25 protein-coding genes are annotated in these 24,228 nt (G+C 41.1%); 7 read left to right on the forward strand and 18 right to left on the reverse strand.

Translation table 11 applies throughout. From position 1 onward, the window contains the following. Nucleotides 1–45: 45 nt before the first annotated feature. From LQ226_RS06270 to LQ226_RS06305, 8 genes are all read right to left on the reverse strand, one after another. Entirely contained in the window at nt 46–900 is an 855-nt protein-coding gene (locus tag LQ226_RS06270; protein ID WP_231416993.1) for an MBL fold metallo-hydrolase, read from the reverse strand. Nucleotides 901–916: 16 nt separating this feature from the next. Beyond that, the gene (gene nhaC / locus LQ226_RS06275; RefSeq protein WP_231416994.1) at nt 917–2,335 is read right to left on the reverse strand and encodes a Na+/H+ antiporter NhaC; all 1,419 of its coding nucleotides are present in this window, start codon (nt 2,333–2,335) and stop codon (nt 917–919) included. A 231-nt stretch (nt 2,336–2,566) separates the two neighbouring features. Next, nucleotides 2,567–4,708, reverse strand: a complete 2,142-nt coding sequence (locus tag LQ226_RS06280) for a type IA DNA topoisomerase (RefSeq protein WP_231416995.1) — start codon at nt 4,706–4,708, stop codon at nt 2,567–2,569. Between the two features lie 304 nt (nt 4,709–5,012). Then, complete coding sequence (locus tag LQ226_RS06285; RefSeq protein WP_231416996.1) at nt 5,013–5,579, reverse strand: lysozyme inhibitor LprI family protein; 567 nt, start codon at nt 5,577–5,579, stop codon at nt 5,013–5,015. Between the two features lie 5 nt (nt 5,580–5,584). After that, entirely contained in the window at nt 5,585–6,859 is a 1,275-nt protein-coding gene (locus LQ226_RS06290; RefSeq protein WP_231416997.1) for a S41 family peptidase, read from the reverse strand. A gap of 44 nt (nt 6,860–6,903) precedes the next feature. Further along, complete coding sequence (locus LQ226_RS06295; RefSeq protein ID WP_231416998.1) at nt 6,904–8,040, reverse strand: FtsW/RodA/SpoVE family cell cycle protein; 1,137 nt, start codon at nt 8,038–8,040, stop codon at nt 6,904–6,906. Nucleotides 8,041–8,178: 138 nt separating this feature from the next. Next, entirely contained in the window at nt 8,179–9,330 is a 1,152-nt protein-coding gene (locus tag LQ226_RS06300; protein ID WP_231416999.1) for a M20 peptidase aminoacylase family protein, read from the reverse strand. A 132-nt stretch (nt 9,331–9,462) separates the two neighbouring features. After that, nucleotides 9,463–9,852: a DoxX family protein gene (locus LQ226_RS06305; RefSeq protein WP_231417000.1), complete on the reverse strand. Its 390-nt coding sequence runs from the start codon at nt 9,850–9,852 to the stop codon at nt 9,463–9,465. An 85-nt stretch (nt 9,853–9,937) separates the two neighbouring features. Here LQ226_RS06305 and LQ226_RS06310 point away from each other — a divergent pair, with 85 nt between their 5' ends. The 3 genes from LQ226_RS06310 to LQ226_RS06320 all read left to right on the forward strand — a co-directional run bounded on the left by LQ226_RS06310 (nt 9,938) and on the right by LQ226_RS06320 (nt 12,409). Then, nucleotides 9,938–10,201 carry a hypothetical protein gene (locus tag LQ226_RS06310; RefSeq protein WP_231417001.1) on the forward strand — a complete coding sequence of 88 codons (264 nt, stop codon included), beginning with the start codon at nt 9,938–9,940 and terminating at the stop codon, nt 10,199–10,201. A 164-nt stretch (nt 10,202–10,365) separates the two neighbouring features. Next, entirely contained in the window at nt 10,366–10,965 is a 600-nt protein-coding gene (locus tag LQ226_RS06315) for a TetR/AcrR family transcriptional regulator (protein WP_231417002.1), read from the forward strand. Then, nucleotides 10,958–12,409 (forward strand): MFS transporter, encoded by a 1,452-nt coding sequence (locus LQ226_RS06320; protein ID WP_231417003.1) that lies wholly within the window; start codon nt 10,958–10,960, stop codon nt 12,407–12,409. Before LQ226_RS06315 ends, LQ226_RS06320 begins: the two co-directional genes overlap by 8 nt. A 78-nt stretch (nt 12,410–12,487) precedes the next feature. On the opposite strand, the gene LQ226_RS06325 is transcribed toward LQ226_RS06320, so the two are convergent. The 4 genes from LQ226_RS06325 to LQ226_RS06335 form a co-directional block, all read right to left on the reverse strand. Beyond that, nucleotides 12,488–12,922 (reverse strand): ASCH domain-containing protein, encoded by a 435-nt coding sequence (locus LQ226_RS06325; protein ID WP_370635447.1) that lies wholly within the window; start codon nt 12,920–12,922, stop codon nt 12,488–12,490. Nucleotides 12,923–12,979: 57 nt separating this feature from the next. Continuing rightward, nucleotides 12,980–14,830: a ribosomal protection-like ABC-F family protein gene (gene abc-f / locus LQ226_RS06330; RefSeq protein ID WP_231417005.1), complete on the reverse strand. Its 1,851-nt coding sequence runs from the start codon at nt 14,828–14,830 to the stop codon at nt 12,980–12,982. A 161-nt stretch (nt 14,831–14,991) separates the two neighbouring features. Next, nucleotides 14,992–15,108 (reverse strand): RAxF-45 family protein, encoded by a 117-nt coding sequence (locus tag LQ226_RS21120; RefSeq protein WP_354665907.1) that lies wholly within the window; start codon nt 15,106–15,108, stop codon nt 14,992–14,994. A 72-nt stretch (nt 15,109–15,180) separates the two neighbouring features. Next, the gene (locus LQ226_RS06335; protein WP_231417006.1) at nt 15,181–16,113 is read right to left on the reverse strand and encodes a helix-turn-helix transcriptional regulator; all 933 of its coding nucleotides are present in this window, start codon (nt 16,111–16,113) and stop codon (nt 15,181–15,183) included. 103 nt (nt 16,114–16,216) lie between these two features. Between LQ226_RS06335 and LQ226_RS06340 the strand changes: the two genes are divergently transcribed. Then, nucleotides 16,217–16,735, forward strand: coding sequence for a dihydrofolate reductase family protein (locus tag LQ226_RS06340; RefSeq protein WP_231417007.1), 519 nt, complete (start codon nt 16,217–16,219; stop codon nt 16,733–16,735). A 151-nt stretch (nt 16,736–16,886) separates the two neighbouring features. Here LQ226_RS06340 and LQ226_RS06345 read toward each other — a convergent pair whose 3' ends face one another. Next, a complete protein-coding gene (locus tag LQ226_RS06345) occupies nt 16,887–17,864 on the reverse strand; it encodes a glycerophosphodiester phosphodiesterase family protein (RefSeq protein ID WP_231417008.1) in 978 nt (325 codons plus the stop codon). Between the two features lie 142 nt (nt 17,865–18,006). Here LQ226_RS06345 and LQ226_RS06350 point away from each other — a divergent pair, with 142 nt between their 5' ends. Next, nucleotides 18,007–18,684 carry an FHA domain-containing protein gene (locus tag LQ226_RS06350; RefSeq protein WP_231417009.1) on the forward strand — a complete coding sequence of 226 codons (678 nt, stop codon included), beginning with the start codon at nt 18,007–18,009 and terminating at the stop codon, nt 18,682–18,684. A gap of 66 nt (nt 18,685–18,750) precedes the next feature. Here LQ226_RS06350 and LQ226_RS06355 read toward each other — a convergent pair whose 3' ends face one another. From LQ226_RS06355 to LQ226_RS06370, 4 genes are all read right to left on the reverse strand, one after another. Beyond that, nucleotides 18,751–19,260, reverse strand: a complete 510-nt coding sequence (locus LQ226_RS06355; protein ID WP_231417588.1) for a GNAT family N-acetyltransferase — start codon at nt 19,258–19,260, stop codon at nt 18,751–18,753. Nucleotides 19,261–19,354: 94 nt separating this feature from the next. Further along, nucleotides 19,355–19,930, reverse strand: coding sequence for a TetR/AcrR family transcriptional regulator (locus LQ226_RS06360; RefSeq protein WP_231417010.1), 576 nt, complete (start codon nt 19,928–19,930; stop codon nt 19,355–19,357). 2 nt (nt 19,931–19,932) lie between these two features. Further along, nucleotides 19,933–20,649: an MBL fold metallo-hydrolase gene (locus LQ226_RS06365; protein ID WP_231417011.1), complete on the reverse strand. Its 717-nt coding sequence runs from the start codon at nt 20,647–20,649 to the stop codon at nt 19,933–19,935. 141 nt (nt 20,650–20,790) lie between these two features. Continuing rightward, nucleotides 20,791–21,015, reverse strand: a complete 225-nt coding sequence (locus LQ226_RS06370; RefSeq protein ID WP_231417012.1) for a hypothetical protein — start codon at nt 21,013–21,015, stop codon at nt 20,791–20,793. A 337-nt stretch (nt 21,016–21,352) separates the two neighbouring features. On the opposite strand from LQ226_RS06370, the gene LQ226_RS06375 reads away from it, so the two are divergent. Together LQ226_RS06375 and LQ226_RS06380 are read left to right on the forward strand one after the other, a co-directional pair. After that, on the forward strand, nt 21,353–21,904 hold the full coding sequence (locus LQ226_RS06375) for a PadR family transcriptional regulator (protein WP_231417013.1): 552 nt from the start codon (nt 21,353–21,355) through the stop codon (nt 21,902–21,904). Continuing rightward, nucleotides 21,897–23,474 (forward strand): MFS transporter, encoded by a 1,578-nt coding sequence (locus LQ226_RS06380; protein WP_231417014.1) that lies wholly within the window; start codon nt 21,897–21,899, stop codon nt 23,472–23,474. The genes LQ226_RS06375 and LQ226_RS06380 overlap by 8 nt, the downstream gene beginning before the upstream one ends. Before the next feature lie 13 nt (nt 23,475–23,487). Here LQ226_RS06380 and LQ226_RS06385 read toward each other — a convergent pair whose 3' ends face one another. Beyond that, complete coding sequence (locus tag LQ226_RS06385) at nt 23,488–24,075, reverse strand: group-specific protein (protein WP_231417015.1); 588 nt, start codon at nt 24,073–24,075, stop codon at nt 23,488–23,490. Nucleotides 24,076–24,228 lie beyond the last annotated feature (153 nt).

The raw sequence follows: 24,228 nt of genomic DNA on the forward strand, positions 1-24,228 counted from the left end.
GACTTCACTCTTTCATTAAAACTCCCATGATAAAGTCTTTCCTTCTTATAATTCAATCCTCATTCCTTCCTCCGCAATCTTAAACCCTCTTTGATTGACTGTCTTTCTGGCTTCCGACTTGGAATCAAGCGCAGGATTACTGTGGTTTAAATGTGTAAAGTAAACCATCAGCTTCCCCTGGTCAACTAACGGCTGAAGGCGGTCCATGGTCTCCTTAATAAAAGGGTGTGGGATGGACTTCGGATCACGTCCGAGTCCTCTCACCTCATCCTCTGAATAAAAGGTTGCATCGAGTAAGCAATAATCCACCTCTTTTGCCACAGAGAGAAGGTCTTCATCCCAATCGTCCCACCGGTCAATATCAGGAATGTATAGAAGAGAGCGCTCATTCCCTTTAATAACGAATCCAAATGTCTCAGAGTATTCATTTCGATGAGGTACGAGTAAAGGAAGTATGGAGTAGCTCTCCTTGGAATAGGTCTTTCCATGCTGAAGCTCTTCAATATAAATGTTTTTCCCCTCTATCAGTGTGCTCCAAGGGAGGTGATGGCGGAGAAACTCACCCATCCCGGCACCCGCGTACACGGGCAATTGGCTTGTATTCATCGCTTCTTTCCCTAGAAAAATTAAGCCAGGATAATGTCCAATGTGTGCATGAGTAAGCCAAATAGACTGAGGGGTAGGATGTAAAGCTGTCTCCATTTTCTCCATCTGTAATTTAATATCTGGAGTGGCATCCACGAGGACCCATTCCTTTGTCTTCTCATCAATAATCCCCAGGCAAGTGGCAGAACGACGCCGTTCAGAGGATAATTTTGCTTGTTGGCAGTTCGTACAGCAACACCCAGTCTGAGGTACTCCCCCATCCTGAGCTGTACCAAGTACTTTTACAATTGTCATGATGAAACGACCTCTCTTATACCGTTTTAGGATAGGCCAACTCTTCGTGTTCAGCAGGCACATCAGGTTCTTCTTTTGTAATTGTAAAACCTGTGTAGCCATAAATGACGTTAATCAGCAGAACAAAGTAGGCAAAGAAAATGAATGGAATAAACGAATAAGGACTGATATCCATTAAACCACTTGCAAATACAGCTGGTACACCCCACGGGATAAGGGTTACCCCTACAGTCCCTGCAGCTTCTACGTTACGAGATAAATTGGTTGCTGAGATCCCTCTTTCCCGGTATACACCAAGAAATGCTTTCGATGGAAGAATGATCGCTAAATACATCGCTCCACTAACGAAACTTACAAAGAAAGTGGATAGTAGAGTGGTTGAAATTAAAGAACCTGTACTCTGAACCTTCTCGATCAATCGATGAATTAAAACATCGAACACGTGAATTCCCTCCATAATCCCACCAAGCGATGTGGCAAAGACAACAAGGGCTACTGTAGAAAGCATCGAATCGATTCCTCCCTTAGAAAGAAGGCTATCAAGCGTTTCATTACCAGTTTCAGATGCAAACCCACTCGTCATGGATTGCATAACCTCTGAAACCGTGTTGCCTTGTACGATCATCGCAACAAGTCCACCCAGTGCACTTACCATAACGAGTGCAGGGATGGCTGGTATTCGACGGATCATTAAGACAATCGTGACAACGGGTAGGAGTAAAAGCAATGGATGGATGACAAATACGTTGTCCAGTCCATTTAGAATGGTCTCAATTTGAGTTGTATTAAACTCTCCGGCAGTCGTGTTTAATCCCAGGATCCAAAAAGCAATGACTGTCAGAATAAAAGCAGGAATCGTATCCCACATCATGTGCTTAACATGGTCAAACAAATTAACATCGACCATAGCCGGGGCGATATTCGTTGTATCAGAAAGCGGAGAAAGCTTGTCTCCAAAGAAAGCTCCTGAAATAATAGCGCCTGCAATATGAGCAGGTGTAAACCCTAAGCTTGTTCCAATCGCCATAAAAGCCAAGCCGATGGTGGCAATAGAGGTAAAGGAACTGCCAAGTGTAATTGCCACAATTCCAGATGTAATAACAACCGTTGGTAAGAAAAAGTTAGGTTGGATCAGTTCAAGACCATAGTAAATTAACGTTGGAATGGTCCCACTAAGAATCCATGTACCCACAATGGTCCCTATAATAAGTAATATAAAAATAGCGGGTAATGCTTTTGAAACGCCGCTTGTTAAGAACTGCTGCAGTTCATTCCAGCTATATCCAAGACGTTTCCCTACAAGGGCGGAAGTCACGATACCGATGACAAAGGGTATGTACATCCCTACCTTCCAGAAGAATATCGAACAAGCAGCTGCTCCTATTAGAGCAATCAGTGGTAGTAGCGCTTGCCATATGCGGGGTTCTCGTCTCATAATCTCTCATCCTCTCAAAGCTTAGCATAACACTTTAGCACTTTTATGCTTTTATGCTTTTAATCAGTAAAGTATTGTAGCTATATTCTAAAGGGGACATGCGGAATTTGTCAATGGAAAGAAGTGAGCATGTGGCTTATATAAGCGACATGCTCACGCCAACATTCAATAAAAAAAGCAGACACCCCTAAAAGGATATCTGCTCTATGACCTACTTAAAAAAGTTCACATTTAAGCTTTCTTCTCAAAATCAAACTTAATCTTATATTCCTGATCCAACTTAAGGGCCGTGCTAAACGGCTTCTTCCCCTTAAATCCTTTCAGCACTTTCGTCTGCTTTTTCTCGCAGAGCGTTTTAATCATATTCTGAGTTAACGTCTTCCCTGCAAGTTTTTTCGGGAAGGATACTTTACACCCTTCCTTATAAGCAGAACAGCCATAAAATTTATAGCGGTCCACGATCGACCCTGTTGGACAGGCTGGGCATTTGGCAATCGGGGTGTTGTATTTCTTCTTATTGCTCTCTCCCGTATCACGAACTTGAACTTTCTCAATGGATGCAGGGGTTTCTTCAATAAGTTTGTAAATGAACTGATTCGTTTGTTTAATAAAGGTTTGTTTAGATCCTTGTCCATTTCCAATCTTCTTCAGATAGGATTCCCATTTAGCGGTCATCGCAGGACTCGATAGAAGGGTTCCTTCAATCGCTTCACATAAGGTGATCCCCTTCTCCGTCACATAAACCACGTTTTTCTTTACTTCGATATACTTCTGAGCTTTGATCGTTTCAATGATACCAGAGCGAGTTGCTTCTGTGCCGAGTCCTTCGACTTCTTTTAGGATCTCGACATCTTCTTCGTTATCAATAAGCTTCCCGCACGTTTTCATCATATTAATCAATTGACCTTCTGTGTATGGCTTTGGCGGCTGCGTCATACTTTCCTTGATATGAACGCGGGCCCCTACTTCTTCCCCGTTTTTCACTTCAGGTAATAGTGCATCTTTCTCCTGCTTGGACTTAGTAGGCTGCGGGAAGAGTTCCTTCCAGCCACGCTTCACTTCCGTACGGCCTGTTGATTTGAATGCTAGACCTTTTACATCCGTCATAATGGTCGTTTCTTCATACACATAATCTTCATGGAACATGGCGAGCGTGTTCAACATGATTTCACTATAAATGTTTTTCTCTTCCCGGCTTAGTCCGTTGATCTTGTTTTGAGTCGGTACGGTTTTGGTCGGGATGATGGCATAGTGTTCTTGGACTTTGCTGCTATCGACGTAACGTTTACTTGGTCTTGTTGAGCCAGGGGTAAACGATACGTTCATTGCTTCCTGATAGCGACCTAAGTTCTTCACCAAGTATGAGAATTCGCTATCTGTAATGTAATTACAATCTGTACGCGGATAGGTCACGAGACGCTTCTCGTACAGCTTTTGCATCGTCTTCAGCACCTGGGACGGGCTGTACTTCCACCGCTTATTGGCCACACTTTGTAACGTCGACAAAGAGTGAAGCTTTGGTGACTTCTGGTGCTTCGTCTTTTTATCCACGCTTTGAACGGTCCCTTGAATGTCTTCCTTCTCTTTCAATTCGTGCTGGTCCATAAGAGCCTGAACTTTCGCTTTGTCTTTCTCTTTAATCTTGGCTAAGCCTTTATAGCTCCCTTTTTCAGCTTTAAAAAGCCCTTCAATTTGATAGAAAGGTTCAGAAACAAAGTTCTCAATCTCTTTTTGCCTTTGATAGATTAAATACACGGTTGGAGACTGAACTCGTCCAATCGATAGATAGCCTGAAAATCCTTTCTTTTGAAGCAGAACTGTAAACAATCGGCTGGCATTGATTCCAACCATCCAGTCGCTAATCTGACGAGCTTTTGCTTCATCAAAGAGGAGCAAATCCTTCTCATTCGTTTGAAGCTGGTTAAAGCCTTTTCGGACCTCATCTTTCTCTAGAGAATTAATCCATAGCCGCTTAACGGGTTTCCCCTTCACGCCAGTCAGGCGCAGGATGCTATAAAAGATATTAGAGCCTTCACGGTCGACGTCAGCTCCATTTATAATGACGTCCGCTTTCTGGAACAGTTGCTTAACAGCCTTAAATTGCTCCCATTTGCCGCTTGCAACTTTCTCGTAAAATTGGTCTGGCACGATCGGTAGCTGATCAAGCTTCCATTTCTTCCATTCTGGTTTGTAATCATGGGGTTCTTTTAATTCAACCAGGTGACCAATGCCCCATGTAATCGTAGCTCCTTCCGGGAAGGTGCTATCTGGTTTTAGTTCAATGTATGTTTTGGTTTTTTCTTTAATTTGAAATGCGTCAGCGTAGGCTTTCGCTTGTGACGGCTTCTCGGCTAAGATGACCACTCGCGTCATGGTCTCCACTCCTTTCAACGAAACACAACTGTACTATGAGATGATAGAGAAGGCAAGGGGAAGGAAATAAAGATGAGGGGGAAAGAGAAGAGGGAAGCAGCCATCAGACTGCTTCCACGATCCAATTTACCATTTTCCCGAGTAGTTTGGGGGCATACAAGAGCACCTCAATGAACACATCGAGATACATAAGGAAAGAATCCTTATGCGCTTTTCTTTTGGTACGGCTCAACGAATCGTCACCTCCTCCATTTAGTTTACCACAATCAGGAATTTACGTTCACTCAAAACCATGCGGCAATTTCTACATATAATGGGCCACCAGTTCAAAGCATCTTTCCCTTGTTAAACTGGCTTCTGTAGCTACATATTCTAATCGCTCTGTAGAACCCCCTTCATATTTCAGGGAAGCTTCTTTTGCAGCTTCGTCTCGGTAACGAATCCATTTACGCTGTTTTTCTCTTAATTGGTCCATCTCCTCTTGAGAAAGTTGCTCCTCTAGTACTCCATAAATTTCATTCAACTTCTTATCCCACTTTTCATATCTCGCTTGTTCTTGCTTCTCCATCTCGACCATGGTTGTTTTAGCTTCCGCCATATGGTCTGCGTCGTTCATTTTGTTTAATTCAGTGAGATATTTGGTCTTCATACTTTCTAGTTCTTCATCTTCTTCTGTTTCTTCATCACTTGTTCCGTTGGAGTCTGTCGAAGTGGTATTGTCGCTTGTTTCTAATCCATCTTCCTCATTCTGAGTTTGAATAGTCGTGTCATTTGAAGGCTCGTCCTGAGATTGAGCTCCAGAATCATTACTACAGGCAGCTAGTACTAGAATCATTAGCGCAAGGATTGTACTCGTTTGATGTTTCCTCATTGCCCTTACCTTCTTTCGTTTTCCTTCATGCTCTTAAAATAGCTCAACGCTTCTTCAACATCAACATCTCGTTCCAAATGAGCAGGCGACCAAGGAATATGAATATCAGGCTCAATGCCTACCCCGTTCATCCCTATTCCCTGGTCCACCCTAGAAAGCTTCGTCGTCGGGATCGAGAGGTGGAATTGGTCTCCCCATGACGCTGTAATCAAGTTCGCATAGTCATTCACACCAAGGGTACTTCTCCCCATCGTAGTGATGATTTCGGAATGTTTCGCCACATCAACAATAGATTCGGCTGAACTGATCGTTGAGATATCGGTTAACAGAACAATCTGCTTCGGATTTACGAACCCTTCTATCACAAACGTTTCTTCAAGAGCCGATAAATCAAACCGAACAAACCCTTCCCCTTTATGCTTCTTCCATTCGCTTTCTACCAATGATAAGACTTCAAGCCACTGAGGGTCATCAGTTTGTTGACGGAAATCTTTATACTCCTTAAAAACCCGCTCTGCATTCTCATGGGTACAGTTATACCACATGTAGTCACCCTCTTCTGGGGTAATTGCTGTTCTTCCTTCAGGGAATAAGTAAGGCGCAAGTCTGTAAAAGGCTGAGTCACTACCTCCCCCGTTATTCCTGAGATCTAAGATTAAGTTCGGGTAGGTGTTTAAGAGAGATTCATTTTCTTGAATCAGATCATTGATGGGTTCTGGAGTGATAAAGTCCGTCAGCTTCATCAAAAGAGTCTCTTCATTGAGTACCTCTAAGGAATGCGTGGGCTGATAAGGTCTTTTCTTATGACGCTTCATCTCGATACTATAAATCGCTCCCTGCTTGTCTTCTACTTCAATCGTTCGGTATTTCTCTAACAGGCGTTTCCATCGTTCCCGTTCTGCTCCTTTCTCACGAAGTTCAAGTGAATGAGATTGAACGAGCTCTGGTATTGGAATACGGTTAACGGAGATGATGGCTTGGCCTACTTGTAAACGGTCATCCTCTTTAACTTCCGTTACGTATAAGCGGTCTTCATACCTTCTGACACGGAAGCCACGATCCCAGGCGCTTTCTCCTTCTGCAGTAAAGTAGAAATGATGGTCGTTAAAGGCTAGTAAGTAGTCTTGGACTAATTCTCCGAACTCTTCTTTGCTCAAGTTTGATTTCTGCAAGACTTTTCGGAATGGCTCTGGGTCATCAAAGCCTTGTTTGTCTTTCCATCCTGCATAGTCACGATGGGCGATATCGACGATTTCATTGAAAATATGTAAAAACTCCATTCCATACCTCCGTTTTACATAGTTTATAAGGGAATCACATCTCTTTAATCTGAAAACATAAAATCCTTCGTCTTAAGGGACACATTTAAAACCAACCCTAGTCCGATCATCATGGCTAGGACAGAGCTTCCTCCGTAGCTTAGTAGGGGTAATGGGATTCCTGTGATGGGGAGGAGGCCGATGACCATCCCTACGTTTTGGAATACGTGGAAGGAGAGCCAGCCGATTACGCCAACGCATAGTAAGGATTCGAAAGGATGTTCTGCGTTGTAGATGGAGATGCGTACGATGCGAAAGATGACTACGAAGTACAGCATGATCAGTAAGCTTCCACCGATATATCCGTATCTTCCAGCAACGAGCGAGAAGATAAAGTCAGTTTCTACTTCTGGCACTGGGACTCCTTCTTCATTTCCAAATAGCATTCCAGAGCCTACTGTTAGGAGCGATTGCTTTAGCTGGTAGCCAATGTCTGCAGCGTTTCCTGACGGATCAAGCCAGGAGTAGATTCGATTTAATTGATACTCATCGAGAAAGATTAACAATAGCTTTGCATTGTATAGGAAGATGCCTACAAGAGCTGCTACGATCAGAACAGCTGTTGTGACAATTGGAATAATAATCTTCCAGCTGATCCCTGATACAAATACGAGACTAGCTAAAATGACAAGCATAACCAGTGAGGTACCGAAGTCATTTTGCAAAAGGGTTAGGCCTATAGGAAAAGTTGCTACAAGGGCTAGCTTACACAATAGAAACAAATCCATCGGTACTAAGCCAACCGCATGTTTCTCCGCATGCCTTGCGATGGTTACGGCAAGCATCAAGATCAAAAATACTTTCATAAACTCAGAGGGTTGAATCGAGATTCGGTCTTGGATAACAAACCAGGATTTTGCTCCATTTCGCATAGGTGCGATGGATTCTGGTGCTACGATGACCCCTACTAACGCGAGAAGCCCCGCTCCATACAAATATGGAGTTATTTTTCGAATTTGGTAGAAATCACTGAAACAGATGACTGCTACAATGATTAAGCTCAAAACAAACCAAACAAGTTGCTTCAAGAAGAAAGATGTTCCTAATCCTGTGTTGACGAGGGTCACGCAACTTACAGCCATTAAAGAAAAAATGGCTAGCAACAAATAGATATCGAAATGATTCTGATTTTCTTCATTCACATGGATCGCCACCAATATGTAAATTCTACCTCACTATCACTCTACATGATGGGTATTTTTACCACAAGCAAAAAAGGAAGAAAAATCAGACAAAAGAAAGACCGTCCAGTAGAAAGACGGTCTTTACTGCTTGTTATATTAGTTTGTAAGCTTAGAGAGCTCCGCCCGAATGTCATATACCCCTAATACGGCTTGTGTCAGAATCTTCGTTCCATCCAGCATACGGTCTTGATTAAACGTCATTTGAGGATGATGAAGCCCAGGCTTCAAGTCACAGCCTAGGCCTAACATCGTGGCTTTCAATTCTGGCTTCTTAATCGTATAGAAGTGGAAATCGTCTCCTCCTGGAGTTACGGTTGGTTCAAGCGTGTACGCTTCACCTAGCTCCGATTCAATGGCACCTTTCATAACTGTAATAGCCTCGTCATTTGTTCTGGCGGCTGCAATCTGGTTGATCGCACCTACGGTTATCTTCGTACCATACTGAAACTCAATCGTTTTAAAAATGTGATCGACTTGTTCCTCTAACTCTTCCATAACCTCATTTGTCTGGGCTCTTAAGTCAAGGGAAAGGGATGCTTTACCTGGTATGATATTTGTATTCGGCCCTCCGGCATGAAATTTGGTCACTTTTACAGAATGGGGGACGCTTGGATTCATGCGGATTTGATTAATAGCTTGAACAAGCTGCGTTCCTACATTAACCGCATTATGTGTTAAATGTGGTCTGGCCCCGTGTGCGTCCTCTCCGTCAATTTCGATCTCCATCAGCTTTGTCGCACCGTGCCCGATCATCGGAGTCGCGAATCCATCGGCCACTTCCGCTCCAGGTCGTAAATGAACACCAAATAAATAATCAACCTCTTCTATCACACCAAGCTCGACCATTTTTAACGCACCAGCTGCCTTCTCTTCAGCAGGTTGAAAGATAAACTTGACCGCTACCTGATTTTTAATGTCTTTTAAACTATGTAAAACATACAGAACACCAAGCACCATCGCCATATGGGAGTCATGCCCACAAGAATGGTTCGCACACGGCGTCCCATTTACCTCTTGCCATAACGCATCGATATCTGCTCTTAATGCGACAACAGGAACCGTCCCATCAAAATTTCCATACTTCCCTACAACACCAGGACACTCTTGGAAGGTCTCTGTTTCACATCCATAACTCTCTAATATTTCTTCAATATATTTTGTCGTTTTATATTCCTCCCAGCTAACCTCCCCGTTTTCGTGTAAGTGTTCAAAGTTTTGTCTGATCTGTTTCTCAATTTGCTGGTCCATGCTGCATCTCCTCTCGGTGTATTAGATTAGAACATGAAAGTAGTATAAAGGACAATCAAATATCTGTAAAATAAGAAAAGTCTAACAACTATGTCTCTCCATAAAAAATCAGAACGAGTCCCCCGTTCTGATTTACGTCTCTTTTCTATTTTTGAATATCTCTGCCAAAGATAATTTATCACTCCCCGTCATAGCCAAAATCATCGAGATTCCTAATAGTGCAAGCGGGAATTCGAAACCTCCGATTAACCCTTGAGGAAGATGTACGAGCACGATCGCTCCGATCATAGTCAGTCCAAGTAGCATAGCAGCTGGCACAACAAATAGTCCCACAACTAGTAAAAGTCCTCCTCCCGTCTCAATAATCGCCGTCACATAAGCTAACCAAGCAGGTTGCCCCATTCTATGAAATAGTTGAACAGCATCCTCCATATGTCCGAGCTTCTGGCAACCGTGAGCGACCATAATAACGCCAAGCACCAACCTCCCAAGGAAAAGACCCCACCCTATTTTCTCATCCATTCCATACCTCCTTTTTGCAGACAAGTTAGTGAAATTGTATGTAGTGGATATGAGAAATAGAATCTCATTGGCAAATCCCAAACGAGTGAAGAAACCACCTTTAAAAGGAATTAGAGAGGTCAAAGGGCCCGTCATTCAAGAAGGTGACACAGAACACAACTATACGTTCACGGTCACACAACCATTGCCGAACGATATAACGGCGGAAGAAGTAACGAAACTAACGAATGAAAAGAAAAGGTTTCGTTGGATTATTGCAAACAAGGATCAAAACCCGATTCATATTGTAAATGATATCTTCTTGTATGTAGATTATGATCCGGACAATTCGAGAGAGCGTAATACATAAAACCGTCAGACTAGTAGAGTCTGACGGTTTTTATTAGGCTATAAGGGAGTGAATAATATCAACAATAATTAAGAGTTTCATTTCCATAAATTTCTGTTATAATAAAACAAAAAACGACCGGTCGTTTTTAAAAAGGAGTGTTTTACCTTATGCCAAGAATCTCTATGGAACAAAAAGAAGAAAACAAAAAGAAAATCGCTGAAAAATCATTAGAGGCTTTTAAAGATCATGGGTATCACGGGACATCAATGAATATCATTTCATCTTATACAGGGTTAAGTAAGGGCGGGGTCTATGCATACTTTTACAGTAAAGAAGACCTTTTTATTTTCATTCTCGAATATATCCTTAACCAAAAACCATACTACTTAAGTCAAGTGAACCATGAGCAAAGTGCATACAGCCAACTTTTAGAACAGTGGAAAAGCATCATTTTCTCATGGGAAAAGCTAGACTATGTATCCACTAAACTTACGTTTGAGTTTTGGCTTGAATCGAGTAAAAAACCTGAATACAGAGAAAAATTACTAGAAAGTTATTCGGTAACAGAACAATATTTCACGGACATTATTGACCTTGGCAAACGGAATAATGAGTTTGACCCTCAAGTTGACTCTAATACGATGGCACAAATTTTCTGGTCCTATGTGGATGGACAAGTGCAGTTTTGGGTTGCGAGGAATTACCAGCCAACGCTTGGAGAATTAAATCGGCTATATAATCAATTGAAACTATTAGTAAAGGGGATGAGGGCTCATGATTAAGAATGCTGCTTTTGTTCAGTTATTAAAGATCTCTAACTTCAGAAGCTTTTGGTTCCTCCAAGTTTTCACCTTACTTGCTATGCAATTTTACTTTATATCCTTATCTTGGATTACATTAGACGTAACAGATTCCACAATGATTTTAGGTGGATTATTAACGATTACTGCTGTCCCCCGCTTAATATTAGTTCCTTTAGGTGGTGTTTTGTTCGATCGCATAAGTCCTAAAAAATTACTCATTACAAACATCTCCATATTAGTGGGAAGTACAACCATCTTTACGATCCTTTTGTTCTTTTTACCTATACATACATGGATGCTAGTATTATTTTCTATATTCTTCGGTATATCATCAGCCCTGTTTCTCCCTACTTCTTTTGCATTAATTCCTAAACTAGTACCCAACGATTACTTACAACCAGCGAACTCTTTTTCCCAATTAAGCATGCAATTGTCGAATACTTTTGGCCCCGCTTTAGCCGGTACGCTCATTTCAGCTTTTGGGGTCCCAACTGTGTATGCGACTATGACACTATTTTTTAGTATAAGTTTATTGTGTAGTTTTCTCTTAACTAATCTCTCTCCCCAGAAGAACGATGAAAACACTCTTCATGATTCAAAGTTAAGTCTAATAAATCTGACCAAAGATGTCGTAGATGGCTTTAAAATTATAAACAAAAACAAATTGTTACTCATGCTTGTCGTTATTTCTGCTCTATTAAATTTAAGCATAATAGGACCTCAGCAAATAGGCTTACCGTATATTGCTAAACAAATTCCAGATGGAGGCGCGGAACACCTTGGCTTCTTAATGTCTTCTCTAGGATTAGGAACATTAATAGGAGTATTTATTATAGGGTTTTTCAAGGATTTGAAATCAAAAGGGATTTCGACGATGGTAATCGCAATATTCCTAGGAGTTTTCTGGTCGTTTGTAGGCTTTACTCCAGAATATTTATACATCACTTCCCTCTTCTTATTCTTAAGTGGAATATGTGTGGGCATGCTTAACGTCCTATCCGTTACGTTAATACAAGTCCACGCTCCTCCCCAAGCACTTGGAAGAGTCATGAGTCTCCAACTTTTAGGTTCAACAGGGATTCAACCTATTACGTTTCTTGCGGTAGGTTGGCTGTTAGGGATCATATCACCCGCTCTTTTATTTCTTTACTGCGGAATAATTCTTGTAGCAACAGCAGGGATCAGTTTAATGTTTAGAGAGATTCGTAATCCTTCTAGTGAAAATACGATGGTAAACGAGGTTGAGGTAAATGAAGATGTAACTATCATTACTGTTTTAAATGAACTTGAAGACATTAAAGATAATGTGGATAATTCTGCCTACGACCAAAAAGTTGCTGCGGCAATCAAGACATGCCAGGAAACCGTAGCCAGCTCTTATTTTGGGAAAGAGTATGATTGGAAACAACACATTAAGTGCTAAAGATTTAATGTATATATTAAGAGATGAATCATCTCATAAAGAAAACGCTTGGAAAACCAAGCGTTTTTCTTGTCTCTATCATTTAAGCAACCTAAATCTCTCACATACAACAGGGATTTGATCATGAAATACTTGATCGATTTCTTCTAATTCCTTCCTGAAAAACCGCTCATGCTCCTTACGCCAAAACTCCAAACTTCGGTCACCTTCCCCTTCTAAATAAGCGTGTTCTGCCGTTACTTCATTAAAAGGAACAATCTTAACAGAAGTCGTTTCAACAATCGCTACAGCTCTTCCATCTCCATCAAGAATGATATTGTGAAGACCAACATAGGGTAACGGTTCAGATTCTTCATAAGCCATATAATTTGAAGCTGTTGCTGTCTTGGTACCCTTTACGACCAATTCAGCTAGTTCATCTGCCATCTCCTTTGAGTCGCCAAATGCCCAGGCCTCATAGCTCTCTGGTGCTTCTGGGTTGTCCTTCTTATAACGATCCCATATTTCTTTCATGGAATCCTGACTCATAATGATCTACCTCTTTCTCTCTATTTTTATGGTTGGAACGATTCAACTTCCCAACCATTCCTCATACTTCTCTTCTATCGTGCTTTCTAGCGTTTGTTTTTCTTGCTGCAACTCCATCAGTACCTCAACGTCCTCTGAAGCCGCCATCTTTTCTGTTAAAGCGGTCAGTTCGTTCTCTAATGATTCAATGATGCTTTCAAAATCAGTAGTTGCATTCGCCTTCTTTTCCTGAGTCCTCCTTGGCTTCTTTTGTTTCTTATCCATTTCCTTTCCGAACCTCTTCTCCTCGTGCTTCACACGCGCCTCATCGAAAGATCGATGGAACCTGTACAACTTCCCTTCCTCCAGAAATGCACATTCATCAAAACAACGATTGAGGAAATAGCGGTCATGCGAAACAGCAAGCACTGTTCCATTAAAATGGTGGAGCGCATCTTCTAACACTTCTTGTGATTCAATATCCAGGTGATTGGTCGGCTCATCCAATACCAGCAGGTTCACCCCCTGATGCATGAAAATGGCGAGCTTTACACGCATTTGTTCTCCTCCGCTGAGCTGTCCGATCTTCCTGAACACGGCATACCCAAAGAACATAAAGCCTGCTAAGATATGACGAGCCTGCCCCTCTGCAACAGATATTTGATCCCTGAAGTAATCAATCATACGCAAGTTCCCATCCACTTCCTTTAGTGGATGCTGGGGTAAATAACCAAGGCGAATTCCACTCCCGACTTTGACACTTCCATGGTCTGGAGTCTCTTGTTCCATCAGTAATCGGAGAAGCGTCGTCTTGCCGCTTCCGTTTCGCCCAACAATCGCAACACGTTCCTGATAACGGAGGTGAAGACTAACTCCTGCTAACACATGTCGGTCCACGTACTGCTTCCGTACCGCGTCAGCAACTAGCACATCATTCCCGCTTCGTTCATTCGCCTCGAGACTTAATCCCATGCGCTTCCCATCGAGTAAAGGTTTCTCTTTCTTCTCCATCTTCTCCAATGCCTTCTCCATGCTTTTGGCTTTACGAAATAACTTCTCACTAGGGGGATTGGCTTCATTCGCCCACTGACGCAAACGCTTAATCCCCTCTTTCATCTTCTTAATCTTCTTTTGCTGTTCTTGGTAAGCCTTAAACTCTGCTAACAGATACTCTTCTTTCTGATTCACAAATGAGGAGAAGTTTCCTTCATATTGAAGCAGTTCCCCTTGCTCCAAATCCATAATTCTCGTAACCGTATGATCTAGAAAGGTTCGATCGTGTGAGATGATCCAAATCGCCCCTTTGTATTCCTGAATATAACCTTCTAGCCACTCGATTGCTTCAAGATCCAAATGGTTTGTCGGCTCATCCAAAAGAAGGACGTCAGGTTGTTGCAATAAGAGGCGGGCTAACCCAACCTTTGTTTGTTCGCCCCCGCTTAAGCTTTCAAAAGAAGCATCTAAGAACCCATCTAGTCCAAGCCCATGAGTGACTCTCTCAATTGTGGACTGAAGCTCATATCCTCCCAAGCGAGCGTATTGTTCTTGGAGGATACCATATTGTTCCATGACTTTCTCCAATTGTTCTGGATGCTTCATCATTTCCTCAAGTTCAACCATCCTTTTCTCTAAAGCGAGTAACTCCGTAAAGCTATCTTTCAAATACTCCTGTACCGTGCCATCCTTAAAACCTGGCACTTGTTCCAAATAACCAATTGTAGCCTGCTTCTTAACAAAGCGCTCTCCACCATCTGGCTGATCGATTCCGGAAATCAGTTTAAAGAGCGTTGATTTCCCTGTTCCATTACGCCCAACAAGGCCTACTTTATCTCCTTCATGAATTTCAAAGTCTATCCCTTCAAATAATAGATCTCCACTTACAATCTTCTTGATATCTTTCATTGTTACGAACATAATGATTTCCTCCGATTATTTATAATAGAAAATAAAAAACCCCTTGAGAGTGGTTTCTCAAGGGGGATGCACATACTTCATCTATACAAAAGAAACCACACTCCTCGTGTGGTTTCTCAATCCGACTATAGGTTGAATGAAGTTATACCCACACGCAGTGCTCATATTCTGTTACTAAAAAAGGACATACGTGTCCCGTCAGCAACAAAACCATGAGTTTGCGCACGATGGATATATAATAATTGACAATCAATCGTGCTCATTAAAGCGTGTACCATATCTTCATTCACCTCCTCACATTAATTATCATAATGTTAGCACACTTATCTTTAGCAATCAATTCCCTGTTTTCACTCATAGTGAGAAAGGATTTCTTTAGCATGGGACGTAAGGTGATCGATTAACGCTTGAGGCTTCACGACCTTCGCATCCTTCCCTAACCGAAAGAAGAAAGGAGCTTGGAACAATAGCTCTTCTATAGGCCCTTCCATCTCAAGTATCCAAGTTTCTTCATCTACTTTTTTAACATGATTTTGAAAAACAGCATTCCCGCTACACTGTCTAGCTCCTTCTCTTGATAGAAAGACGCGCAATGTTGTTTGATTATATTGAGGCGTGTAAGCGAAGAAATCCTTTAAATCCATATTCCGCTCCCTATCTACACTAACTGATTCGATAGAAAGGATCCGGTCCGCACGAAGCAGAATGATCTTTTCTTTCTCATAGGAGAAAGAAGGTACATACCAAAGGCCATCTTGCGCAAAAATCCCAAGCGGAAACACCTCATACGTTTTATCTCGCCCTTTTGATTGATAGTCAATCCGGATCCGCTCCTTCTTAATACTACAGTCGAGAATGTCTTCAAGAAAGGGTGTTTCTACATTACGGTTGGGGGAATAAAAGCGTACGTGGTTCTCGATCGAATCAACTTTTGCCTTCGCATCAGCAGTCAGATGGTTATACAGTTTATGTAAAGAATTCTTAACCTCTGCTCGGAATGGAAGGGAACTAAAATGAGACAAGGACTGAAAAGCAAAGAATAGCGAGACAGATTCCGCTTTCGTAAAAAGAACTGGTGACGCCCAATTATGATCAAGAATCCGGTATCCTCCTCCTCTTCCCTGTTCAGAATAAAGAGGAAGCCCCATGACACTCAAATCATCCATATAACGCTTCACAGTTCGAGATGAGAGATCAAATTCATCTGCTACCTCTTGGACCGTGAAGATTCTTTTCTTATTGATATACATCATAATCTCGAATAAACGAGAGGTTTTAGACATGTTGCCACTCCTTTTCTTCAAATAGGACAAAATCTGTCACCATTTCTTGCTATAGTATGTCTTGTAAGCAATCAGACTTTACATGAGAAAGGATGAAAAATCAATGTCACGAAACGTCATATTATATATCGCAACGAGCTTAGACGGCTATATTGCTGACAAGAACGGTGATGTCGATTGGCTGCATCAGTTTGAAGGAGGCAGTGATTTCGGCTATTACGACTTTTACGAGACCATCGATACCACTGTGATGGGCCGGAAAACTTATGAGCATGTCTTAGAATTAGTAGATGAATTTCCATATAAGGACAAGACTAACTATGTTTTCTCCAAAACCCAACACGAGGGGAATGCACACGTTCAGCTTACCAAAGAATCTCCAGAAACGTTCATAAGAGAATTAAAACAACAAATAGGTAAAGATATTTGGATTGTAGGAGGGGCCTCCCTCTTAAAAGAATTCATAGCTAAAGATTTAATTGACGAATTTAAAATCTTTACTATGCCGATCCTTCTCGGTGAAGGAATTCCGCTTTTTGAAGCACCACTTGAGGAAAAGAAATTCTCATTAAGAGAGGTGAAACAACACGATGATGTCGTTGAGTTAATCTATCATAGATAACTATAGAGCGTAGTGGTTTTACACTACGCCTTCTTATTTGGGAACCTTTTTGTTCGCTTAAAGCAAACTCTAAGTGAAGGAATTTCAGCAGAACAAAATCTGATACAAACAAAAGCACAGAGAATAAATCATCCTCTGCGCTTTCAAACTTTTAGTCGTTCTTTACTAAAGGAGCTATCACATCAACACGGTTGGTCCACACATAACCATCATAATCATCAGGAATTCGTTTAAGGTCTTCCTGATCATCGAATCCTTCTGACCATTTACCTTCTCCAGCAACCAGGATCACCCTTGTATTCACAGCTTCCATCCGATCCTGAAACTTATTCGGGAAACCCCATAGCCACGGAGCTACGTTTTCAGGGATGTGAATTTGAGTATCTTTACAGGCAGCAGGGATATACCCAGTCCAGCCCACTCCCATATATGATATTAAACAGCTTTTCAACGTCTCCATAGACATGACCCGTATCCCGGGTAGTTCTTCTTGAAGAGCTTGAATCGGCTTATCCCCTCCATAGGCGGATAGCTGATCCACGTTCACATCAGATAGATCTGACAAATACTCTGCTAGCTTTTCCCCTTCCTCCTGGTCATTACTCTTTATATTAATAAGAAAGGGCTTATTTGGGAAATGAGTGAGAACTTCTTGAAGGGTAGGCATTAGTCCCACCCCTTCTCCCCGCAATGGATAGGTTTCTCCTCCATCAGCCGTATATCCGTAGCCTACATCTAATGTTTTCAATTCTTTCATTGTATGTTCCCTTGTAACCCCTGTCCCATCTGTTCTGCAATCGAGCGTCCAATCATGAAACACTGCAAACTCACCATCTCTGGTAGGATGAACATCTAACTCAACAATGTCAGCGCCATGCTTGAAAGCAGCTTCCATGGAAGGAATCGTATTCCCTATGTAAGGATGTTCTGGTTCAAAAATTCGCTTAGCTGTACATGTTTCTCCTGTAATCCCGTCCATTGGATAGGTTTGAGACATCCCAACATGAGCGAGAAGCTTCGGAGTGGAATTGTCACCCTTATGAAACCAATTGCTGTTGTTCACAAACATAAATAAAATCAATAATAAAAATAAAAGGCCTATTCTCTTCATCACTTTTTTCAATTTCATTTCTTCCTCCATATTCTAATTATGTGCCGGAGTATGATAAACTCACAATTAGAATAATGAATCCACACGCTTCAAACAATGGATAGTCAATGATAATTCAATGATAAACCTCGGATTATAAATGCTTTTACAGGAGTTTGTTATGAACACATTAGCCTCAATCATGATTGAAAATGGGCTACCTTTTGAAAAAGGGACCCTTTTCACATTAAACCAAACGAATACGATTGTAGGGAGAGAAGTACACGATTGGAAGCCTGATCTATCCATACCAAATATCTATGTATCTCGGAGACATCTAGCTATCTTCCTTAAAGATGGACGATTCTATGTAAAGGATTTAGGTAGCAAGCATGGGACACTACTTAATAATGAACCCCTTACACCTAACAAGGAATATGAATTACAAGATACAGATCAGATTTCGATTGCCAATCATCATATCCAAATGATCTTCCTATCTTCAAGCATGGATCAAACCGCTGATTTAGGACCAAACATACCTATAATGCACACAGATCAACCTTATGTACTTGAATCGATTAACCAGGAGCTACATATCGATAATCAAATTCTCGCCTTCTCTGAGAAAGAATTTATCTGCTTAGAACTCCTTCTAATGAAAGAAGATCAGTTTGTAGATCTCTCAGACATCAAGGAAAAAGTGTGGCCTGAAAGGATTTATGAGGACCAACCAGCCCCGGATGTAAGCAATGAAGAGATTAATGCCTTGATTTATAGAATTCGCAAAAAAACGAAAGATCTAATGACGATTACCAACATAAGAGGGAAAGGATTTGTGTTAACTTTCCTGCCTTAAGGCAAGGAATCAAGGAGGTGTCTTTTACACCTTCTCCTATTCCTACTCAACCATAAACACGATCTCTTAAACAAATCTGTACATCAAAATGTCATCAACATATTGCCCTTCTTCAAGCTTGATCTCTCTTACTTTCCTCCCCTCTTCAACGAACCCAAGACGTTGATATAAACGTATGGCATTTTCGTTTGAAGAGAAGACTCCAAGACTCACCTTTTCTATTACCGGATGGTCTTTAGCCCACTCCATTAAATGCTCAAGGAGTTGTCTCCCAATCCCCATTCCACGGGAAGCTTCTTGAACCATCATCCCAAACGTCCCTGTGTGAGCAAGTCTCGCTCTAGAAGGAGATTGAAAGACAATCCACCCAATGATTTTCTCGTCGATCTCTGCAACCAACAAATGTTTCCGCTCATGTTCAATTAATTCACTCACCCAATTATGGTGATGTTCACTTGTTTTCTTTAGTTCTTCGGTAATCGTAATAAGGTAAGGACCTTCACTTGCCACATCTTGTTGGATCTCCCACATCACAGGAGCATCTTCTATTTTCCCCTCTCGTATATTCACGTGCATCACTGGTAGACCTCCTTCTTTGCTACGATCACAGCTTCTACGAAATTCCTCTTTTTTCCTTTATTTTGTGTAAAAAAACGCAATTCTCAAGGAATTACGTTTTTCCATTGTGATGCAATCCATTCACGAACGTTTGAACCAGGTAGCTCCTAGTTTCCTCAAGATCAACACTCCGTTTAAAACCTTCACTCTTATTTAGATCCACTAAGCCGTGAAGGAGACTTCTTAATCCTCTTATTGCATGGATGGTTTCTTGTTCTGAGAGGTTATATGGTGCTACGTATTTCTGTAATAATTCAACAAGTGGCTCCTCACCCTGCTGAAGGGACCTTTCTTTTAGATCGGGTGCAATTAGAGATGCTTCATAGATTCCTGAAAAACGAGAGGCAAATTTAACGTAGCGCTTCGCCATTTCCTGAATACGGTCTCCCGACTCCCCTTCTCCATCTACCGCTTCCTTCAAGTCGTTATAAAGCATCTCCTGAGCTTCTAGAGCCATAGCTTGCTTGATTTCGTGTAAATTCTTGAAGTGATTGTAAAGGGAAGGTGGTTTAATGGAGAATGATCTGGCGAGGTTAGCCATTGTCACATTACTCAAGTCCTCTTCTTCAGCTAATTCTAATGCTCTCTCAATGATTCGCTCCTTAGTTAACCCTGGTCTTGCTGCCATTTCTATTTCCCCTTCTCTAATGACCGTTTAGCTTGTTGGATTGCTTTTTCAATAGCGTTAGATGGGTCTTTGATTGAATTACCATGCCCAACTCCGAGATAAGCAGGTTGATAGGATAAGAGCTTTACAGCTGTATGAAGGGCAACCTCTTTATCCCACGTGGCCAGGGCGGGAAAAGGAAAGGTCAAACGAAGATCTCCGGCAACAGCTAACCCCCCGCGAGTTTGAAAAGCATCCCCTGCGATCAAACTGTTTGATCGCTTATCAAGGTAAGCCATTTGTCCAGGAGTATGTCCTGGTGCATCGATAGCCACTAATGACCCCACTTCATCTCCATCAGAAAGTAATCGATCTGGACGGGTGCGCACATTCTTTGGTACGCCTCCTTTAATTGGATTCGCCCCTTCCCCGTCCTCTAATGTTAAATCTCCTTCTAAGATCTTCGATTCCCTTCTTGGAATCAGGACCTCAATTCCTTGAAGATCACCAACGATCCCATCAAGTGCGCCAATGTGGTCACTATGAACATGCGTTAATAAAATCCGCTGTATGGGTTTACCTATGTCTTTAGCTGCTTGTATAATCGCTTTTTTATTTAAAGAAAGCGCTGCGTCGATAAGCACAAGGTGGTCTTCTTCCTCAACAAGATAGCAGTTCACAGGAAAAAAATTCGGCATATAGGTTAACTGATAGATATTTTGATCCTTTCTAATTCTCATTCAATCACTCCTAACTAATGGTATTAGTTTTATTATAACTAATACCATTAGTTTTTCAATATTTTCCTTTTAATTTAAGGCATGAATGATGCAATATAACGTTTTGTTAGCTTTAGTTGAGAGGAAGGTGAATAGACCTTCTTATTCGAAAAAAGCAAACCCGGTATAAACCCATACTCCATTAACTGCAACATCCCCACCATCATGGAGATCCACCTTAATTTGATTATGTTCTCCTCTAAAAACGATGCTTCCAACAGGTTCAGGGAGACTCCAGTTATCAGTGGATTCCCTCTTGCTTCTATTCACTTTATGAATGATTTGATTGATGAAACGGGGATCTTTTGTTTTATATTTGTTCTTCATCGAGATAGACGGATAGGCTTTGAAAGTCCCCTTCTATTAGGGGTTCCTTTAACCCGTGACTGAGTATTATTACCACTATCAATAAGCCAGCAGATAGTGTGAGGAACGTCTTCTTACGCATAGGAGATCCACCTTTATGTGAGAATTAGCAATACATCCAAAAAAAGATTAGTTTTATCATAACTAATCTTTACATTATTTGTATACTGACAAAGAAACGTTTTGATAGAAGTGCTCTAGTCATGACCAATTAACTTAACACTCAGATCTTTGATTTTTATATCTTTAAGATATAATATAAATATATCTTGAAGATATAAAATTAGAGGAGGATGTCATGTACGAACTATTTGTTTTAGGAGAACTAATGGATAAGCCGATGCACGGCTATGTCCTACAACATGTATTAGATAAAGTTGTCGGGCCAAACAGGAAGATCAGTTGGGGAATTCTCTATCCACTCATACAGAAGCTGAGTAATCAAGGGTTCATAGAACAGACAGTCCAAGATGACGGAGGTAGAGGTCGCCCGAAAAAAATCCTTAGTCTAACAGAATCTGGCCGCAAACGGTTCTACGAATTGATAGAAGAACCGCTCCCCTACGACCAAACGACTGATGACTTATTTGATATCAAATTAAGCAATTTCCATCATATTTCTGGACAAGTTCAAGTCGGTATTCTAGAACAATACAAGGATTACTTGCATCATTTACAAATTCACTATCAAGATAATGAAGATCGTGTGAATGTTGAACCAGATATCTCTCCAAAAGAAAGAGGGAGCATCCATAAAGTATTGGATCGAAGAAAAAACAACGTACAGATTCAACTAAACTGGATAAAACAACAATTGGACATCATTAAAGGAGGTTATCAAAATGAATGAAACACAAGCTTCACTCTCCCCAAAAAGATGGTTCGCTTTGGCAGCCGTTTGCTTCGGGCTATTTATGGCATTGCTCGATGTCACAATTGTCAACGTAGCGTTACCAACCATACAAGAAGAGTTCGAGACCGGGTTCAGTGATCTAGAGTGGGTATTAAACGCATACACCTTAATCTTTGCTGTAGCATTGATTACCGTTGCCCGATTAGGCGACCTTTTCGGCCGTAAAAAGTTTTTTATGATTGGATTAATCGTATTTAGTATTGGCTCACTACTTTGCGCGCTAGCACCAAGTATCTTATTTTTGAATATTTCAAGAGGAATTCAGGGACTCGGGGCTTCAGCTATGATGTCCTTATCTATGGCCATTATCTCCACTACCTTCTTTGGGAAAGAACGTGGCATTGCCTTTGGTGTATGGGGGAGTGTTAGTGGACTCGCTACTGCAATTGGCCCGTTAGTTGGTGGAGTACTAGTAGAAAAGATCAATTGGGAATCTATCTTTTACATAAATATTCCCATTGGAATTATTGCTCTTTTCATGGCATTCTTCTATATAAAAGAAACTAAAGACGAAGAAACAGCTAAAACGATAGATTTTTGGGGGCTGCTTCTCATCACATCTGCCGTCTTTTGCTTAGTGTATGGATTAATCGAAGTCAACCAGCCTGACCTTGGATGGAGTTCACCTGAGATTTTAGCCCTTCTAGCTGGTTCTTTAATTAGCTTCATTGTCTTCATCTTAGTAGAGCTAAGATTGAAAGTACCGATGGTTAACCCTCGTATTTTTAAAAATTTGAGCTACTCAGGAGCTTGCATTGCAGCCTTTTCTTTGAGTGCTGGTGTTTATGCCCTCTTTTTCTATTTAACTCTATTATTACAGAACTATTATGGTTACACGGCTCTTGAAACAGGGATACGTTTCATTACGATTAGTGGGTTTGCGCTATTCCTTGGACCGATTTCTGGAATGCTAACCAATAAAGTAGGAACTAAACCTTTAATTAGTGGAGCTTTAGCCATTCTTTCTATTGCTGTTTTCATGATGACCGTCGTTTCTAGTGAATCAGAAACGTGGGCTGCATTAATTCCAGCATTCCTCATGGCTGGCATCGGTAATGGAATTGTGAATCCGCCAATTTCCACAACGGCGGTAGACACGGTACCAAACCGCATTGTCGGAATGGCTTCAGGTGTCAATAACGTTTCAAGGCAAATTGGAATTGCTTTTGGAACAGCATTTCTCGGCGCTATCTTATCTAATCAATATGTGAATAAAATTGAAACCAACATTAATGCCTTAAGTGAAATACCGGAAGAAGCAAAGCAGGACATCATAGACGGAGTTTCTTCTGCTGGTCCTATCGCTGGAAGTCAAGGATTACAGGGAGCTGGATCAGAAGCTTACCAAAACATGCCGGGGTTCTCTAAGATTCAAACAATCGCAGAAACCGCTTTTGTGAATAGCTTAGATCAGGTGTTTATCACCTCAGGAGTGATTCTTGCTCTTGGAGCCATTCTTAGTTTTGTATTTATTCGCAGGAAAGACTTTTCTCATAATGAAGAATAAAAAAATTCCCCCTTTAATAGAAAGGGGGAATTTTTTTATTACATTCATTTGGTTTTCCATTCCACCTAATCACCTCAGCGTCAGCGATTTCAACTTCACCTAAACTTAGAATGTGAGGGATATAGTGAAACATGCCCATTGGCTCAGCTCTATTATGCTTTTGATCGAAATAATCTTTCGTTTCAGAGGGAAGGGTTGTTAGCTCCTTGTAAGTGGCGGAAGTAACCGCTTGAATTTGATCTTCTTCTATTGGGGATGCCGGTCCTCTGTAGGTTTCTTTCTCGTACAAATATAAAGCATTTTGATTCTTGTCTAAGTTTCTCATGGGAATTTTATAAAACTGTAATTTACTGGTCACATTGACGCCCGTATCATTTAAAGCTTTATAAACGAAATAGGGATGAATAGGTAAAAAGTGAACCACATCGTTCCAAAGACAGTTTAGTTTAGGTATTGTCCTCTCTAGCAGCTTGGATCTCTCCGGATGATTATAATACTTTTTCTTATAAAGATTGAGTAATTCTTCATCCTTCAAGCGATTTAATGGAACTAACCATTTACCTGACATCTTTTCAGGTACTTTGTGATACACATACTGCATTCTCTATTTCCCCCTTTATAATCACTCCTTCGTAAAGTTTACTAATTTATATAGGAAATGATAGTCTTATAATTATTAGAAAATAATGTTATAATTATACTAGGTTGAAAATGTAAAATATAATTGAACGAGATGAATCGAGGACTTCTTTAT

The organism is Pontibacillus sp. HN14 (genome assembly GCF_021129245.1).
Classification (GTDB): domain Bacteria; phylum Bacillota; class Bacilli; order Bacillales; family BH030062; genus Pontibacillus.